The organism is Microbulbifer maximicatervae (SeqCode) (assembly GCF_052467505.1).
The window spans coordinates 3,925,062-3,941,864 of sequence record NZ_CP174313.1 but is presented as its reverse complement, the minus strand read 5'-3'; the positions used below and the strand labels follow the sequence as shown (position 1 = coordinate 3,941,864).

Genomic DNA, 16,803 nt, shown 5'->3' with positions numbered 1-16,803 from the left:
GATTATATCGCAATTTTTCGCCGCCTAATGTCTCTGATGTATCCCTTCAAACGTCTTTTTACAATCTCCACGGTGCTTCTATTCGGGCTCTTTCTCCCGGCTTGTAGCAAACCGGAATCCGACAGTGGTGGAGAGCTGGTCGTCAGCGTGCGCCCTTTAGCCCTGATCGCCCGGGAAATAACCGGTGAGGATATTCCTGTTCGGGTGCTAGTTGAGGGAGCAGATCCTCACCATTATGCCCCTTCGGTTTCCGATCGGGCTGCACTTGAGCGCGCCTTACTATTGGTGTGGTTGGGACCGCAAATGGAGGGGGTATTGGCAAAACAGGCAGCGCTGTTACCAGCGGGCCGGCAAATGCAGCTGCTGGATATAGAGACCCTTGAATATGAGGGAGCCAGTGCTACCGACCCCCACCTCTGGTTGCGCCCCCGCAATGCGGCAATAGCTGCGGCGCAGATCGCTGAGCGCCTGGCGCAATTACAGCCACAGCAGGCGGAGCTGTTTATGGGGCGTGCACGGCAGTTTTCCAGTTCGATGGCCAACTTGCAGAAAGTTCTCGATCGGGCCTTGTACGGATATCGCGAAGTTCCCATCGTTGTTACGCACGATGCCTATGGTCACTTTTTTGGTTCCGCAGGAGTGAAAACCCACGCTCTGGGCGATGGCAGTGGCGGGGGCTATGGTGCCAAGGCAATGCTGGATTTGTCACAGATTGACGACGGCTGTCTATTTGGAGATATGCCGGCTAATGAACGAGATCAACAGTTGGCAGAAAACTTGGGGCTGCGTTACGCCGCTTTGGATCTGCTGGGAGATCAGTTGAGTGAAAATGCTGATTATAGGGAATTGATAGAGTCCCTCTTGTCTCAAGCCCGCACTTGCTTGAGTCAGGTTCCCGACCGCAACAAGGATAAATCAGAGGCTCCTTGAGGGCACCAAGTATCCCGCCTACCCAGGGAGGGGGCGGGATCTGGTAGGGTGGCTTCTAGGAACGATTGGTTATTTGCTGTAGTTTCTCTACTCGGGCAGCATCTCTTTCCGCTTGTTTTTGCAGTTTCTCCAGCTGCTGTTTTTGTCTCTCCAGCAAATCATTCTCTCTTTCACGGATAGCTTGCCTGAGTATTAATTCATGGCCTTCTACCTCAGACTGCTGTGAGTGTATTTCATCAGTCGCCTCGGCTTCAGCGGTATGCTCTCCACTGCAATCCGAGCCGGCACTTGCCGAAATGGCAAAGATACTTGCGGCAAACAACAGGGTGGCACGCATCACTCCTCTCATCTTTCGAATCCTTCCTTCAACATCGGGTGGCACAGTTTTTTGGAAATAAAAGATCCCTGACTGCCTGGGGGCAGCCTGTGACAATTTGATTTCCGGGGAGTAGCGAACGCATAAGGTCGCTACCGGCAAGACTAGCCAAGCCTGGAGATTTGGTGAGATCGATGCGCCGATAGTTTTAATCGGCGGGGTAAGTCGAGTGGGCTTTTGTGCAGAGGTTGCCTACGGTGTCTGGCGGGAAAGAATCAGTAAGCGGAAAAACAGAGCGAAGGGCGTTATCCTATCGGCCTGCCGCGCGTCCTGAACGCCAAACTAAGCAAGCAAGAATTCATCGTCTATGAGTAAACAAAACACCTCAGCCGCCCCGTTGATTTTGGTGGATGGTTCCTCCTACCTTTATCGCGCTTTTCACGCGCTGCCGCCATTGACCACCAGCCAGGGTAAGCCTACTGGTGCGGTGCGCGGTGTAATCAGTATGCTGCGCCGCCACCTCAAGGAGCACCCAGGCAGTCCTGTAGTGGTTGTTTTTGATGCAAAGGGCAAGACTTTTCGCGATGAGATGTTTGCCGAATACAAATCCCACCGCCCTCCTATGCCAGATGACTTGCGTGAGCAGATTCAGCCCATTCACGACATCATCGACGCTATGGGATTGCCGCGCTTGGTGGTCGACGGTGTTGAAGCTGATGATGTGATCGGCACCCTGGCGTTGGAGGCCCAGAGTCAGGGGCAGCAAGTCATAATCTCCACCGGCGACAAAGACATGGCGCAGCTGGTGCGTCCGGGCGTTACCTTGGTTAACACCATGTCCAATACCGAAATGGACAGCGAGGGCGTGACTAAGAAATTTGGTGTAGGTCCAGAACTGATTATCGATTTTCTCGCCCTGATGGGAGATAAATCAGACAATATCCCCGGAGTTCCTGGTGTAGGCGAGAAAACCGCTCTGGCACTGTTACAGAATCTGGGAGGCTTGGAGACCATTTATTCCGACCTGGATGCCATTGCACCGCTGGGGTTCCGTGGCTCAAAAACCCTCGGCAAAAAGATGGCGGAGCACCGCGAGGCGGCAGAACTCTCCTATAAGCTCGCCACTATCAAAACCGACGTGGAGATGCCTTATCACCCCCAGGAACTGCACAATTCAGAGCCCAATACAGAGGCACTGGTTGAGCTATTCACGCAGAATGAATTTCGCGGCTGGTTAGAAGAGCTAACCAGTGAAGAGGCTGAAGAAGCCATGGCGGAAGCCGTTGAGCGCGATTACGTCATCGTCACAGAAATGGCGGAGTTCGATGCCTGGCTGGAACAACTGAAGAGTTCAGACATCTTTGCCTTCGACACGGAAACCACCAGCCTCAATTATATGCAGGCAAAATTAGTGGGGGTGTCCTTCGCGGTGGAGCCCTATCGTGCAGCTTATGTTCCCCTGGCCCACGACTATATGGGTGCACCAGAGCAACTGCCGTTTGATGAGGTGCTGGCCAAACTCAAACCCCTGCTGGAAGATCCACAGCACAAGAAGGTGGGGCAGAACCTGAAGTACGACAGTCATATCCTGGCAAACTACGATATTGAATTGCGCGGCATCGCACGGGATACCATGTTGGAGTCCTATGTTCTGGACAGCACTGGCAGCCGTCACGATATGGACAGTCTCGCACTCAAGTACCTGGGGGAGAACACGGTTCACTTCGAGGATATTGCCGGTAAAGGCGCCAAACAGCTGACGTTTAACCAGATCGAGCTGGACAAAGCGGGCCCCTATGCGGCTGAAGATGCAGATATCACCCTGCGTCTCCACAATGAGTTGAGTGCGCGTCTGGAGCGAGAGCCAACTCTGGTAAAGGTACTCGATGATATTGAGATGCCTCTGCTACCAGTTCTGGCCCGTATGGAGCGTAACGGTGCTTATATCGATGCCAAGATGTTGGCGGAGCAGAGTGCTGAACTTGAGCAGCGAATGCGAGAGCTGGAACAGCAAGCTTACGAAGTAGCCGGCGAAGAGTTCAATCTGGGCTCCACCAAGCAGTTGGGAGCGATCCTGTTTGAAAAGCTGCAGATTCCAGTGATCAAGAAGACCCCCAAAGGTGCCCCCTCTACCGCTGAGGCGGTATTGCAGGAATTGGCCCACAACCACGAGCTGCCCGCACTGATAATGCAGTATCGCGGCCTGGCCAAACTGAAGAATACCTACACCGATAAACTGCCAAAAATGATCGACCCGGGTAGCGGTCGTGTACATACCTCTTATCACCAGGCAGTAGCTGCTACCGGGCGCCTGTCCTCCAGTGACCCTAACTTGCAGAATATTCCTATTCGTACAGAGGAGGGGCGCCGTATTCGTCGGGCCTTCACCGTTGACCCAAGAATCAATGGTGGCAGTGAGATCATCGCTGCGGACTACTCCCAAATTGAGCTGCGTATTATGGCTCACCTGTCTGGGGACAAAGGGTTGGTGGATGCATTTGCTCAAGGCGCAGATATTCACCGCGCGACGGCGGCAGAAGTCTTTGAAGTGGCTCAGGATGAGGTAACTGATGAGCAGCGCCGGCGGGCCAAGGCGATCAACTTTGGTTTGATTTACGGCATGTCGGCTTTTGGCCTGGCCAAGCAGTTGGATATCCCCCGGGCTGACGCCCAAACTTATATCGACCGTTACTTTGAGCGCTACCCGGGTGTATTGCGCTATATGGAGGATACCCGTGCACAGGCCGCAGAAAAGGGCTATGTGAAAACCCTGTTTGGACGCCGTCTCTATCTGCCGGAAATTAACTCACGCAATGGCATGCAGCGCCAAGCAGCAGAGCGGACCGCAATTAATGCGCCAATGCAGGGTACTGCCGCCGATATTATCAAGCGGGCCATGATCGCTGTAGACAGCTGGCTCAGGGAGAAGAAGCTGGCGACCCGGATGATTATGCAAGTACACGATGAATTGGTTCTTGAAGTACACAAGGATGAGGTCGAAATTGTGGCCGATGGCATTGTTGAATTGATGCAAGGCGCGGCAGAACTCCACGTTCCCCTGATTGTGGATCTGGGACAGGGCCGAGATTGGGATCAGGCGCACTAATTTGACTGAAGAAACCATCTAAGAATTGAGGGTAGGGCGCGCTGCTCGGAATGATTTGGCGCGCTCTTGTTGGTACGGATGAATAAAATGCCAATTTTTGTGTTTTGTTAGGCGTTTTTACAATCTTTTTGAAATTCCGTGGAACTGTTCCGGCGACAGCCCCTCTAAAAAGGCAAGATCGTTGGAATGCGTCATCATCCCCCAAGGAAGTCAGATGTTTGCCCCGGTACTCCCCCAAGTCCGGGGCATTTTTTTGCCTGTCTTTCAGCCCTGATCCTCCCTATCTACGCAAGCCGCAACAACTGCAACACCCGCAGTACTCCAGATCCTAAATTCCACTGTCCATACTTCTATTAAAACGTGGGCAAGGCGCTCAGCGAGTGTGAGGCGCCAGGCAGGGTACTGAGCTTATGAGCCGCATTAAGTTATTCAGTCTCGATGTGGGAGCAGACTTCGCAGGACGTGTCGCCGCGAGTCTCGGTGAACCGGTATCTCGCCATGAAGAGCGTCAATTCGATGATGGCGAACACAAAGTTCGGCCACTGGATGACGTGGAAGGGGCGGATGTTTTTCTGGTCCAATCCCTTTACACCGATACCAGCAGCTGTGTTGACCAGAAACTTATGCGCTGCCTGTTTTTTATTGGGGCGCTTCGCGATGCCGGTGCCGCGAGAGTGACTGCGGTCATCCCCTACCTTTGCTATGCACGAAAAGAGCGGCGAACCAAATTGCGCGACCCCCTGCCGAGTCGCTATCTGGCCAGTTTTCTGGAAGCCGCCGGAGTGGATGTAGTCGTGACTATGGATGTTCACTCCTTGGCTGCCTTTGAGAACGCATTCCGCTGCCGCACCGTTCACCTGGTTTCCAACCCCCTGTTGATTGAAGTGGCGCGAATGCGTCTGTCCGGAGACCCGGGTCCCCTGGTTGTTTTGTCTCCAGATGAAGGAGGGATAAAGCGTGCGGAAAAATTCCGTTTGGCCCTTGGGGATCAGTTGGGGGTGCCGGTGGCTAGCGCATTTGTGGAGAAGTATCGCAGCGGTGCTCTGTTGAGTGGGGGAACTTTGATTGGGGAAGTTAAGGATGCCACGGTCATTATCGTCGATGACTTACTTGCTACTGGCCACACAGTTACACGGGCAGTGGACGCGGTGATAAAAGCGGGAGCGAGGCGGATTTTGGTGTTTTGTGTCCACGGACAATTTAGTCGCGATGCCCATACAGCAATGGCGCGCTTGCCGGTGGAATCAATTGTGGTGACTAATTCTCTTCCTCAGTCGCAGCTGCGAGGAAACTGTGAGTGGATAGATTGTGCGCCGTTGATTGCAGATTGTATTCGCCGCCTGCACAGCAATGGGCCAGTGGCTGAGTTAACAATTTGATAAAAATCGACCGCCTTTACTTAGAAGAACGTATGAGGCGCCAAAACACGTATTTTGTTTACACTTATTTACCAAAGGAGCGGGAACCATCGGGCTTGAGAGCCTATCCAAGTAATCAGTTCATTGTTGCTCCCTAACCCCAAAGCGTTTAGCTTTTTCTACCCCGGATGGTCCCCAACTCCGGGGTTTTTTTATGTCTTTCGTGAATTTATGTAATTTCATCCATCGGGGTACCTGTCCTTTCCTTTTTGAATTAAGCGCTTAAATCGTTTGGTGAGCCGCTCAGCTAGTTAAAGTTTTCGTATGCGGCGAGCAGGCCCTTAGATTGGATCTCCCCAAGACTCCCGCAGAGGTTTTTCACAGTTACCCCTGGGTCCCACGACTACATTGCCTGGTATCCACTTCCGGCATAATTGGGGCATGGCATAGGTCTAACCTAAAGGTTCACACATGCGCTTGGGAAGCATGAAAGTTCAGCCTACCATCGGAGCAGGTAAAAAAATTTTGGGATGAAAAGAACCCTCAGGCGTACCCGTCCCCCTGGGTGCGTCTGACAAGTGCCCCACCCCAAGGGCACTGTCCCCTAGCCGGCAGCCCCCATCTGCCGGCTTTTTTTATTTCATTAAATGACTCCATCACAGAAGAAAGCAAAAGTTGCTTGTGAATGCGCTTGCAAATGATAATGGTTCGCATTATCTTTAAGTTAAATCAAATATGGGGGGTTATCGGTGAATTTACGTTACTTGTGTGCCAACCATCGCCAATGGTTGACCGCTGACACGGATCGTGCGGAAAAGGCGTGGCTCGATTGGATTGAGCGCGGCAAGCTTTTGCTTGAAGAGTGCAATTACGCCGAAGCAATACCTTATTTGGGATGCGCCTTCGATCTGGCCAGCTTTCTTCTGGAAAAGCAGTGGCCAACTTATGCCATTTCGGCAACGCGTTTTAGTGAAAGCGCTATCTGGTTAATGGCTGCCTACCGGGAGCTGGGTGATGAAAAACTTCGAAACTACATACTTGCCGGCGCCAGCTCAGTACTCGCCCGCGAGTTGGGCGATAGCCATAAGCAAAGGGTTGCGGCGGATTGCATCAGCTCACTCTACCCAGGAGAGACACAGCAGCAGGTACGCGAGTTCTCCACAGCCAGAATATCCGCCTGTATCAATGGCGGAAACAGAGTGCACTGAGGGGAATGAAAAGATGAATGCCGATGGCAATTCCCGTCTGCTGACGATTGCCATACACGAAGAAACCCTTGCCGCTCTTCTCGCGCAGAGGTACTTACATGCAGAGGAATTGCATTGTTTAACTCCGGGGGCACGCCGACGGCTGCACCGGGTACTGCTTCGCTCCCTGATCCCCGAACAGAAGCGCAAAGCAGCGGCAACTGGTGTGCCCGGAGTTCACTTTTAGGAATTTTCTCCGGTGTGAGAAAAATTGAAGTGCTTGTGTTGCTCGGGGGGCGCTGCCCCCGGGCTCCCAGCTCGTTCAATCGTCGGTGGGTGCGGCTTCCTCTGGGATTTCCAGCCACTCATTAAGCTTGCGCTCGAGTTTGTCCAGGCCTGTTTTTTTGGTCGATGAGAAGATCTGCAGAGTGACCCCGTGATTGAGTCCCTGCTCCTTGAGGGTCTTCTCTACGGCAAAGCGAGTGTTGTTGGCTGGACCGTTCTTCAACTTGTCGGCCTTGGTTAGCAGGATGTGCACTGGGAGCTCGGCCTCTACTGCCCAGGTGAGCATATGCAGATCGAACTCCTTGAGGGGTTGGCGAATGTCCATTAGTAACACGAGTCCACGCAGGCACTCTCGCTTCTCAAGGTAGGTGGCCAGATGGCGCTGCCACTCATCTTTCATACTGCGGGCGACCTTGGCAAAGCCATAGCCGGGCAGATCCACCAGGCGCTGCTGGTCGGAGAGGCGAAAGAAGTTGATCAACTGGGTGCGTCCCGGTGTTTTAGAGGTACGCGCCAACTTGTTGTTTTCCGTGAGCGCATTGATAGCACTGGACTTCCCCGCATTGGAGCGACCGGCAAAGGCCACCTCGGCACCAAAGTCTTCCGGACATTCAGTCAGGGTGGGGGCACTGGTGAGAAATTGTATGGAACGGTAGTTCAGTTTTGGTGGTTGGGCTTTAAATTCTGAATTTGACATCGTATAAGTCTGTTTATTCGGTACACTCGCTTGGCGCGCAAGTATATAATGCCGCCGTTTTCGCGTCGCAGGACTATCGGGGGCGGTGCGAAACGCCATCTCTCAGCGCGCAACGGGACGACGTATGAACAGCATTATCAAGAACACTGCTCTGGCACTCGGTTTAGTTTTCGGCTTGGGCGCCGTGCCCTTGGCGCTGGCTGCGGGCGACGCTGCTGCGGGCAAGGCAAAAGCCGCTCAATGTGCAGCCTGCCACGGTGCAGACGGTAACAGTATTGCTCCAGCTTTTCCAAAGATTGCCGGACTCGGCGAAAAATATCTGTATAAGCAGCTTAAAGATATTAAAGGTACACCTGACGGTAAAAAGGCCCGCGATGTGCCGCAAATGATCGGTCAGTTGGACAACTTCAACGATCAGGACCTGCAGGATATCGCCGCTTACTTTGCCTCGCAGCCAATGCAGCTGACCGGATCTGAGGCTATTTCCGTGATGCTAAACAACGGTGAGAACGTCGACGGCCTGATGCTTGGACGTAAAATCTACCGTGGAGGCAATATGGAGACTGGTGTTCCCGCATGTATGGGATGCCACTCACCTGCTGGACTGGGCAATGCACCGGCCGGTTACCCTCGTCTGGGCGGTCAGTATCCAGAGTACATCGAAGCCCAGCTGAAAGCATTCCGTGCGGGTACCCGCAACAATGACGGTGAAGTTCGCACTATGCGCACCGTGGCCAAGCAACTCTCCGATGCAGAGATCAAGGCGCTGGCCAACTATATCGCAGGCCTGACTGACTAATAGTCACAGGGTTTGAGTACACTGAGGCCGGTCTGCAACCGGCCTTTTTTGTGCCTGTCGCCTGAGCATAAAGCCGCTTTCCATAGACGTACTAGGCAGTTTTTGCAGTGTTTCCTTGCACGAGGGTCCGGGAACTTAAATAATCTGCGTTGTCTATTGTGTCCTCAGTGGCTCGACAGCCCGCCGCTAGATGGCGTTCGCACCACTAAATAAAAGTTGGAGAAGACTTATGAGAGCATTTCTCGCCCCGATCACGATGGTTTTTGCTGTAATGTTCAGCCTCGTTGCCTGCGCCCAGGAAAGTGGCGAGTTCAAAGCGGGCCAGCACTATGAAGTATTGCCGCAGGCTGTACCACAAAAGAGCAACGACAAGATCGAAGTGACTGAGATGTTCTGGTACGGCTGTGCCCACTGCTTCACTTTTGAGCCAACTCTGGAGCGCTGGAAAGAAAAGATGCCCAGCGATGTTGCGCTGCTGAAATTGCCAGCAATTTGGCAGCCGGTTATGGATGTACACGCTCGTCTTTACTACGTAGCAGATTCCATGGGTGTTCTGGAAAAGATGCACACGCCTATCTTTAACACCATCTACACTCAGCGCCAGATGCTGGCTGTCCGCGAAGGTCGCAACTGGGTGCCTGACTTAAAGGCGATCGAGGCTCTGTTTAACAAGCATGGTGAAGATGGTGCCAAAGCTGCGAAGCTGATGAATTCCTTCGCTATCAACAGCAAAGTTAAGCAAGGTATGGCCAATCAGCGCGCTTACAAAATGACTGGTACCCCGGAAGTTGTTGTTGCGGGTAAATACCGCATCAGTTCCTCTTTCCCCGGATATAAAGGTAAGAGCAATGGCCAGGAGCTGATGCTGCAAGTGGCGGATTACCTAATTGCCAAAGAGCGAGCGGATCGCGGCTAAGCTTTCCGATTGAAGAAACCCCGCCTCGAGCGGGGTTTTTTATTTCTACCCTATGAAAGGTGCCCCGCAATCTGTCGAGAGGCTCCTAACATCGATCAACCTTGCCCGATCCGGAAGCCACTAATGGGATTCAAATGGATTTTACTGTTTACCCTCCTAGCTGGCTTAATCGCACCTGTTTCAGCCCAGGACACTTCAAGCAGCAATACTGTGGCCGCTCAGGCCAGCAATCTTCTCTCCTATATAGCGGTAGACTACGGCGACGCTGTAGAGAACGGGCAGCGACTGGACACTCCTCTGTATGAACTACAGAAGCAACAGGTAGAAGAAGTACTGCGTCTGGTCACTCAACTCCCCGATCGGCCTGGTCGGCAGGGTTTGCAGCAAAGCCTCTCGGACTTGCGTAAGGCGATTGAGGATAAGGATTCCAGCGCAGAGGTGCGCCGTCGAGCCAATGCAATCGCCGATCGCCTTGCTGCTTTGTATCAGCTGCAGCGGTCACCCAGTTACTCTTTGCCCTCGCCGGGTTTTATGATGCCTGTTTATCAGCAGCGGTGTGCCATCTGCCACGGTGTCGACGGTGAGGGTAGTAATGAAGGCCCAGCCCTCAATGATCTTGAGAGAATGGCGGGGTTCAGTCTCTATGATCTTTATAACACCCTGGACCCAGAAACTGACTCTATTCACACAGTCGACATTGATGGAGATCTGACCGGCCTACAGCGCTGGGCATTAGCGGTGACTGTCGCTGCTTTTCCAGTGGCAAATCAGTTGCCACCCTCTTCCGACTTGGCGACCCGTTACCCCGGCTTACTGGGACTGCCGGGAATGGCGACCACTAAACCGGCGGAACTTGAGCCAACTCTGCAACAAGCATTGATGTGGTGGCGCGGAAACCCCCACCTTGTACGCACTCTGATCCCCCCTCTTATCAGCGCAATTGGCTTGCTGCAGCTGGCGGAGACGGACTATCGAGGAGGAGATATAAAAGCGGCATACGGTAAGTTAATGCTGGCTTATCGTGATGGGTATAGGCCGTTACAACAGGAGCTGCTGATTCGTGACAAGGTACTGGTGGAGCAGCTTCAGGTCCAATGGCAGCAATTGCGGGGTGACTTGATTGGTGGTGCCAGTTCCACAGAAGTTATTGCCGCGTTTCAAAGTCTGCGGGCGGATCTCAATCTGGCCCACTCCAAGTTGGAGCCACCAGCGATGGGGGAGGGGCGATACCTATGGACTGCCGCTCTGTTTGCTTTGGCAATCGGGTTGGGGGCGCTGCTCTGGTGGGGACTGCGAAGACAAAAGCGAACTAGACTTTAAAAAGTTTTGTCCGCCATTTCCCGGCGCAGTAGTGAGGCCATACCATGTCAAAATTAGTTGCCACTGCCTTCATGTTGTTACTGGCCCTGGATTGCCACAGCTCTGAGCCTCTGGATGCATTTCCAGAGGAGGTTGATGGCAAGTTACGTCACGTTATCAAGCTGCCCAAGGTTGTCGATGAAAGTCGCTTTAGGGTTGAGTTGATACCGGGAAAAAGCCAAGTCGCGGAATGCAATTTGCAAAGCTTTAGCGCCCCATTGCGTAAGGACATACTCCCAGGCTGGGGTTACCCCTTCTATGTCCTGTCCGACTTGACCCCGACCACAGATACGCAAAAGGTCTGTGCCCAAGGCAGTGAATCCCGGCGATTTATCACCGTGCGCGGTGATGGCTTGATGCTGCCTTATAGCAGTAAGTTGCCAATGGTTATATATCTGCCACAGGGCGTGCAGTTAAAGTATCGAGTGTGGAGAGCAGACAAGAATTTTTCCGAAGCAAAATCTAGATAGTTGGACTACCGGTAAAAATGACTTGGCATTCTTTTTGTGAATTTGTCGTAAATTTGAATATTTTTAACGTTTAACCTGCCACCGTTGTAAATTGCGTCTAGCCTTACTTTTCGAGGGATGTGAAAAATAGCGCCGAAGCGTTTTTTCATGCCGATAAGTGAGGCTTTAGCCCCGTAATCGGAAAGGAAAATTGGCGACTTCCCCAGTCGTCTTTTGAATAACCCGCCCCCTGTAATGCACTGGGGCCGATACCGTAGGGCAGCGCATGAAGTTTTTGCGTCTTTTACCAAAGCGGCATTTTATCAAGCCGGTTGTTCCATTTGTCACAGCAATTTTCCTAGCGATACCAATGTGGGCCTCGGCGGAGTCCGCCCAGCAAAAGTGGGCGGGAAATTGGCTGGTTGTGAGTGAAGGTGATGATCAATTAGTGTGGCAACTGCATGCCGATGGCTCCGGATATGCCTATGGATTTAATGCCAAAGGCCTATTGACCCATGGTTTTGCCATTAACTGGCAATTGGATGGTGACCGGGTGCGAGTTAAAACTGGAACCTCGGTGCGCTGTAAGGGCGGGGTTGTATCTGTCGCATTTCGAGATTGGAGCCGTGCCACCCTCCTATTTGCAGTGATTGATGGCCGTCATTGGCTGCAGGCGGGCGGCGGACTTCTGAGCTTTCAGCGTCGGTTGGCTGATTGGCGAACCCCCAAGGCCGGTGCAAGTTGCCCGGATATTGTCAGTCGCTAGCAGCTTACTTCCGTGCGAACGCTATTTAATCCGTGCGTGGAAAAGATGAGTAGTGGGTGGGAATGGATAAAATTCTATCTCTTCCTGCCACTGCTAATTTTTGTCGTAAGTGCAAATGCCAGTGAAGAGAAACGAAAAACACTCAATGAAGGCTGGCATGCAAAATCACGCTACGATGCCAGTCAATGGGTTGGGGCCTGGCTGATTTCCCGCGATGGTGAAGCGCGGCATGTGTGGAGTCTCAAGCCCGATGGCACTGGGAGATCCTACGCTTTTTTAAGGCAAAATGGAGAGATGCAATTCGTATTTGGATACGATATTAATTGGTATTTTGATCCATTTACTCAAATGGCCAATATAAAGACCGGACGCAGAATTATTTGCAAGCGAGGGAAGATTTATCCCTATTTTCTCACTCTAAAATCCTACGAAAGCGACTATGCGGTGAGGGGAAAGTTTGCCTGGCAAACAACATGGACAGAAGTGAGTATTGGACGAAATCGCCTGCATAAATCCTATGTAGTTTTTGTAGCCCCCCTGTCCGCATGGCATGATCCAGATAGAGATTCACCCTGCCCAAAATTTCCCCGTGTGCGCCTGGAAAAGGATATTGACGCGGTGCTGAAGAGCTGGGAGGTTGAACAGGATTCGTCGGAAGTGGATACAACTCCCGCGCCCAATGAACCGGAATTTGATGGTGAAGAGCTGAGAAATCCGTAACTTCTCACAGTCATTGGGTCAACTTCTCTCAATAAGAATTAACCCCATCAATATATTTTTAACTTTCCACCAGCTAAAACCCGACTTCTCGAAGCTTCAGGAAAATTCTTAAAAATATTTAGTTATTAAACTGCCAGCTCTGTTAGGAAAATAATTCTAAAAAAATGCGTGATCTTATTTTTTCCAAATTAAAATATGCTGCCGGGTAATAGAGAGCCCACAAAAAGTAGTTTTAGAGTTGGACTATTTTCACCTGAAGACAGGTATTAATCAGGTTGGAGAAAACTTCCAGACGGCAAAGAAAGCATGAAAGCTGATCTATCCGTAGTGAGAGCATTGAGAACTTTGTATCCCAAGCTGCACGATGAAATCTATGTGTTTTGTCAGGTTTCAGATAGTCGGTTTACAGATATTTTGTCAGAGAGTTTGTGTTTCTTCCGAGAAGGTGAGGGAATGAGTGTGATACTGCCTCAACGTTCGGCTCGGCAATTAGATATTGCCGCAAGCGCCCCCTTTCGCCAAATCACTTTGCAGATCCTGGCTGGTCTTGATGCGGTGCGGGTTATTCCTGTGGTCGCCCAGGAATTAATGGAGGCTGGAATAGATACCAGCGTGGTATCCACACTACACTGTGACCACATTTTTGTCCCTGATGAGCACGCGGAATTTGCAGTAAAAATTCTGCGCGGTATTCGAAATCGAGTTCAATATAGCTGATATGTAGCCTGCCAGTGCGTATCAACTACCCCCCCACAGAGCCTCATGGTGAGATTCGCCAACTGTTGCCTAATTTTTTTTATGTTCCCGGAACTATCAAACTAGCGCCGGGGGTCACTATCAATCGCAATATGGGAATCGCTCGCTGGCAGGATCACCTTACCTTGATTAATCCCATCAGATTGCGTCCACAGCAGGAGGAAAAGTTAAAAGATCTCGGGCGTGTGAGTCACGCGATACGGCTTGGCTATCACCATGGACGTGATGATCTCTACTACAGAGACCACTTTGATCTTACCTTTTGGACACAGCGCGGCTCAGATTTTTATCCGCCAAAAGCAGATAAGGTGTTGCGACAGGAGGATGTTTGTCCAATACCGGGGGGGCGCTTTATTGTCTTTTCCCAAAGTCAGTTTCCAGAAGCCGTATTGTGGCTCCCGTTTAGTGGCGGACTACTGGTCAGTTGTGATGCCTTGCAGTATTGGCAGTCATGGCATGGGTGCAATTGGCTTGGTAAAAACCTTTTGAGGTTTTCAGGTATACGTCAGGGCATGCAGATAGCTCCCTCTTGGCGGGCGAGAATGACACCAAGTGATAAAGATCCAAGGTGTTGGATGCGGAATGATTTCGAGCAAATCTTAAGACGGCCTTTTTTGCATTTTCTTGCCGCTCATGGAGATTTTTGTGCGGATAATGCCTACGAAAAAGTAGCATGTGCGGTGGGGCGGGTGTTCCCCGGTTTTGAGAAAGCCGCATAGGCGAAATTAGCAACTGCTATAAGGATACTGTTTAGATAGCTCGGCTAAGTTTGCCCTAGATCGTGGTAAGATAGGTAATTGCTCGACGGTTCGCAGGCACCTCAATGTTAACGTTTGTGGCCCAATTCTATTTGACCTGTTCGTATCAACAATCACGCTTTTTTCCTGAGAAGTAACACTCCCCATGAGAATAAAGAATCTATTGGGTGCCTTGGCTATGGCACTTCTGGTGGCTTGCACCACCTCAAGCTATGAAAACACTGGTCCCACAGCAGATAGTGATTACATTCGCCAGGATATCAATTTCCTTGCGTCAGCGGAGCTTGAGGGGCGTGATACTGGCAGTGAGGGTTATCGCCAAGCAGCACAGTATGTGGCAGATCAGTATAAAAAAATGGGACTGATCCCAGCGGGAGAGCGAGGCTATTTTCAGGAAGTACCTTTTCGTAGCGCCAGCTGGAACGGGGATGAACCTAAATTTGTCCTGATAGGCTCAGACAGTGAAATCTCCATGCAATTTGGTGAGGACTTCCTCGCATCCCCCTCTACGTTGAGTGAACACTCGGGACTCAACGCTGAGTTGATATTTGTCGGTTACGGTATCGAGGCCCCTGACTACGATATTAATGATTATGCCGATCTAGATGTGCAGGGAAAGATTGTGGTTGCACTTGCCGGGCGCCCGCAGAGCTTGCCCAGTGAAGTGGGGGCTCACTACTCCTCTCCGCGCACCAAGCGTCAAGTCGCAGCAAAACATGGTGCTGTAGGTTATGTTCGCCTGTATACGCCTGAGCGGGAGAAGCGCCGCCCATTTGATTACTACGCTAAGCATCGCCTTGATGATACTTTTGACTGGGTGAGAAAGAACAATATACCGGGTAGTGCAATCCCGGGCATGCACCCGGGAGTTATGCTGAGTATCGCTGCGGGCAGCAAGCTGTTTAACGGCGCAGAGCGCAGCTTAGAAAGTATTTTTAGCGATATTGAGCAAGGAAAGATCCCGAAAGGCTTCACGCTTGAGTACCGTGCAGAATTAATCAGCAGCTCTAAGCATGAGCACCTAACCAGCCCCAATGTGGTGGCGGTGTTGCCAGGGAGTGATCCACACCTTAAAGATGAGTATGTTGTTTTCTCCGCACATCTGGATCATGTTGGAAAAAAAGAAGATGGCAAAATTCATTACGGCGCTCAGGATAATGCGGCCGGTATTGCCGTTATGTTGGAAACTGCACGCTTATTTGTTGAATCTGGTCAGAGTCCTCGCAGATCACTGCTGTTCGTTGCTGTTACCGCTGAAGAGAAAGGTTTGCTGGGATCGGATTACTTCGCTGAGTACCCCACAGTGCCACGGGCGTCTATCGTAGCCAACATCAACCTTGACATGCCCATGTTACTCTATCCATTCCGAGACATTATTGCTTTCGGTGCTGAACATTCATCTTTGGGGAAAATTGCGGAGCAGGCTGCAAATCGCTCCGGGCTAAAACTCAGTCCCGACCCCATGCCTGAGGAAGTTATCTTCGTGCGCAGTGACCACTATAATTTCGTTCGTCGCGGAGTTCCTTCTATTTACTTGATTACTGGAAGGGAGGCCAAAGATTCCAGCATCGATGGTACTGCTGCACAGATGGCTTTCTTACGTGAGCGATACCACAAGCCAGGAGATGCTGCTGACGAGCAGATTAGCTATGAAGCGGCCAAACAGTTTACCGAGGTGAACTACCTGATTGCCAGGGAAGTGGCTGACTCTGAAGCTAGGCCATATTGGTATGAAGGAGATTTTTTTGGAGAACTATTTGGTACTAATTAGATATTAGCGACTAACAGTTCAATTGTGAAAGAATTGTGCGTAATTTTTGTAAGATGAATATAGGTCTATGTTAAATTGCGCAACCTATCGGCTAGTTACCGATAATTAAAATATATAACACTAGGAGTAAATATGTTTAAGAAATACGCTTTGGGGGCTGTTGTTGCTGGATTGGTGACAGTAACTGGCTGTGCAAGTATCGTGAGTGAAAGTTCCTACCCGGTAACTATCAACAGCACTCCGAACGGTGCAAACTTCACTATCATTAATGAAGCGGGCTTGGATGTTCATAGTGGTGTAACCCCTGACACAATTACCCTGCCTGCATCTAATGGGTTCTTTTCTTCTGCAAGCTATACGGTGAAATACCAAATGGCTGGTTACAATGAACAGAGCTTTTTGATTGAAGCGGGTATGGATGGCTGGTACATCGGTAATATTCTTTTTGGTGGTTTAATTGGCTGGTTGATCGTTGACCCAGCAACTGGTGCAATGTGGAAACTGCCAGAGTCTGCGCATGTTACTCTGCAGTCAAATACCGCTGTTGCTCCGATCGGTGGGTTAAATATAGCTTCTATTGACGAAGTGCCGGAAGAGGCTAAATCACAGTTGGTACGAATTAAGTAATAT

17 protein-coding genes are annotated in these 16,803 nt (G+C 51.1%); 15 read left to right on the top strand and 2 right to left on the bottom strand.

Translation table 11 applies throughout. From position 1 onward, the window contains the following. Nucleotides 1–27 precede the first annotated feature (27 nt). Nucleotides 28–930: a metal ABC transporter substrate-binding protein gene (locus tag ACJJIN_RS17350; RefSeq protein WP_444895559.1), complete on the top strand. Its 903-nt coding sequence runs from the start codon at nucleotides 28–30 to the stop codon at nucleotides 928–930. A 55-nt stretch (nucleotides 931–985) separates the two neighbouring features. On the opposite strand, the gene ACJJIN_RS17345 is transcribed toward ACJJIN_RS17350, so the two are convergent. Continuing rightward, nucleotides 986–1,279 (bottom strand): hypothetical protein, encoded by a 294-nt coding sequence (locus ACJJIN_RS17345; RefSeq protein WP_413663925.1) that lies wholly within the window; start codon nucleotides 1,277–1,279, stop codon nucleotides 986–988. Nucleotides 1,280–1,613: 334 nt separating this feature from the next. On the opposite strand from ACJJIN_RS17345, the gene polA reads away from it, so the two are divergent. The 4 genes from polA to ACJJIN_RS17325 all read left to right on the top strand — a co-directional run bounded on the left by polA (nucleotide 1,614) and on the right by ACJJIN_RS17325 (nucleotide 7,144). Then, nucleotides 1,614–4,352, top strand: a complete 2,739-nt coding sequence (polA, locus tag ACJJIN_RS17340) for a DNA polymerase I (RefSeq protein ID WP_444895558.1) — start codon at nucleotides 1,614–1,616, stop codon at nucleotides 4,350–4,352. A gap of 410 nt (nucleotides 4,353–4,762) precedes the next feature. Next, nucleotides 4,763–5,731, top strand: coding sequence for a ribose-phosphate diphosphokinase (locus ACJJIN_RS17335; protein WP_413663927.1), 969 nt, complete (start codon nucleotides 4,763–4,765; stop codon nucleotides 5,729–5,731). Between the two features lie 728 nt (nucleotides 5,732–6,459). Next, the gene (locus ACJJIN_RS17330; RefSeq protein ID WP_413663928.1) at nucleotides 6,460–6,918 is read left to right on the top strand and encodes a hypothetical protein; all 459 of its coding nucleotides are present in this window, start codon (nucleotides 6,460–6,462) and stop codon (nucleotides 6,916–6,918) included. Nucleotides 6,919–6,931: 13 nt separating this feature from the next. Next, on the top strand, nucleotides 6,932–7,144 hold the full coding sequence (locus tag ACJJIN_RS17325; protein ID WP_444895557.1) for a hypothetical protein: 213 nt from the start codon (nucleotides 6,932–6,934) through the stop codon (nucleotides 7,142–7,144). 75 nt (nucleotides 7,145–7,219) lie between these two features. Here ACJJIN_RS17325 and yihA read toward each other — a convergent pair whose 3' ends face one another. Next, nucleotides 7,220–7,879: a ribosome biogenesis GTP-binding protein YihA/YsxC gene (gene yihA, locus ACJJIN_RS17320; protein WP_444895556.1), complete on the bottom strand. Its 660-nt coding sequence runs from the start codon at nucleotides 7,877–7,879 to the stop codon at nucleotides 7,220–7,222. Nucleotides 7,880–8,003: 124 nt separating this feature from the next. On the opposite strand from yihA, the gene ACJJIN_RS17315 reads away from it, so the two are divergent. From ACJJIN_RS17315 to ACJJIN_RS17270, 10 genes are all read left to right on the top strand, one after another. Continuing rightward, a complete protein-coding gene (locus ACJJIN_RS17315; RefSeq protein ID WP_282930502.1) occupies nucleotides 8,004–8,678 on the top strand; it encodes a c-type cytochrome in 675 nt (224 codons plus the stop codon). 229 nt (nucleotides 8,679–8,907) lie between these two features. Next, the gene (locus ACJJIN_RS17310; RefSeq protein WP_413663932.1) at nucleotides 8,908–9,594 is read left to right on the top strand and encodes a thiol:disulfide interchange protein DsbA/DsbL; all 687 of its coding nucleotides are present in this window, start codon (nucleotides 8,908–8,910) and stop codon (nucleotides 9,592–9,594) included. A 123-nt stretch (nucleotides 9,595–9,717) separates the two neighbouring features. Further along, nucleotides 9,718–10,914, top strand: coding sequence for a biotin/lipoyl attachment domain-containing protein (locus ACJJIN_RS17305; RefSeq protein ID WP_444895555.1), 1,197 nt, complete (start codon nucleotides 9,718–9,720; stop codon nucleotides 10,912–10,914). 44 nt (nucleotides 10,915–10,958) lie between these two features. Beyond that, a complete protein-coding gene (locus tag ACJJIN_RS17300; RefSeq protein WP_282930499.1) occupies nucleotides 10,959–11,423 on the top strand; it encodes an ecotin family protein in 465 nt (154 codons plus the stop codon). A gap of 265 nt (nucleotides 11,424–11,688) precedes the next feature. Next, nucleotides 11,689–12,168, top strand: a complete 480-nt coding sequence (locus tag ACJJIN_RS17295) for a hypothetical protein (RefSeq protein ID WP_282930498.1) — start codon at nucleotides 11,689–11,691, stop codon at nucleotides 12,166–12,168. 45 nt (nucleotides 12,169–12,213) lie between these two features. Further along, the gene (locus ACJJIN_RS17290) at nucleotides 12,214–12,888 is read left to right on the top strand and encodes a hypothetical protein (protein WP_282930497.1); all 675 of its coding nucleotides are present in this window, start codon (nucleotides 12,214–12,216) and stop codon (nucleotides 12,886–12,888) included. Between the two features lie 306 nt (nucleotides 12,889–13,194). Beyond that, a complete protein-coding gene (locus tag ACJJIN_RS17285; RefSeq protein ID WP_444895554.1) occupies nucleotides 13,195–13,605 on the top strand; it encodes an ACT domain-containing protein in 411 nt (136 codons plus the stop codon). A gap of 14 nt (nucleotides 13,606–13,619) precedes the next feature. Continuing rightward, on the top strand, nucleotides 13,620–14,363 hold the full coding sequence (locus ACJJIN_RS17280) for a hypothetical protein (RefSeq protein WP_444895553.1): 744 nt from the start codon (nucleotides 13,620–13,622) through the stop codon (nucleotides 14,361–14,363). 184 nt (nucleotides 14,364–14,547) lie between these two features. After that, on the top strand, nucleotides 14,548–16,173 hold the full coding sequence (locus tag ACJJIN_RS17275; RefSeq protein ID WP_444895552.1) for a M28 family metallopeptidase: 1,626 nt from the start codon (nucleotides 14,548–14,550) through the stop codon (nucleotides 16,171–16,173). Between the two features lie 132 nt (nucleotides 16,174–16,305). Further along, nucleotides 16,306–16,800 (top strand): hypothetical protein, encoded by a 495-nt coding sequence (locus tag ACJJIN_RS17270; protein ID WP_444895551.1) that lies wholly within the window; start codon nucleotides 16,306–16,308, stop codon nucleotides 16,798–16,800. Nucleotides 16,801–16,803: the final 3 nt, after the last annotated feature.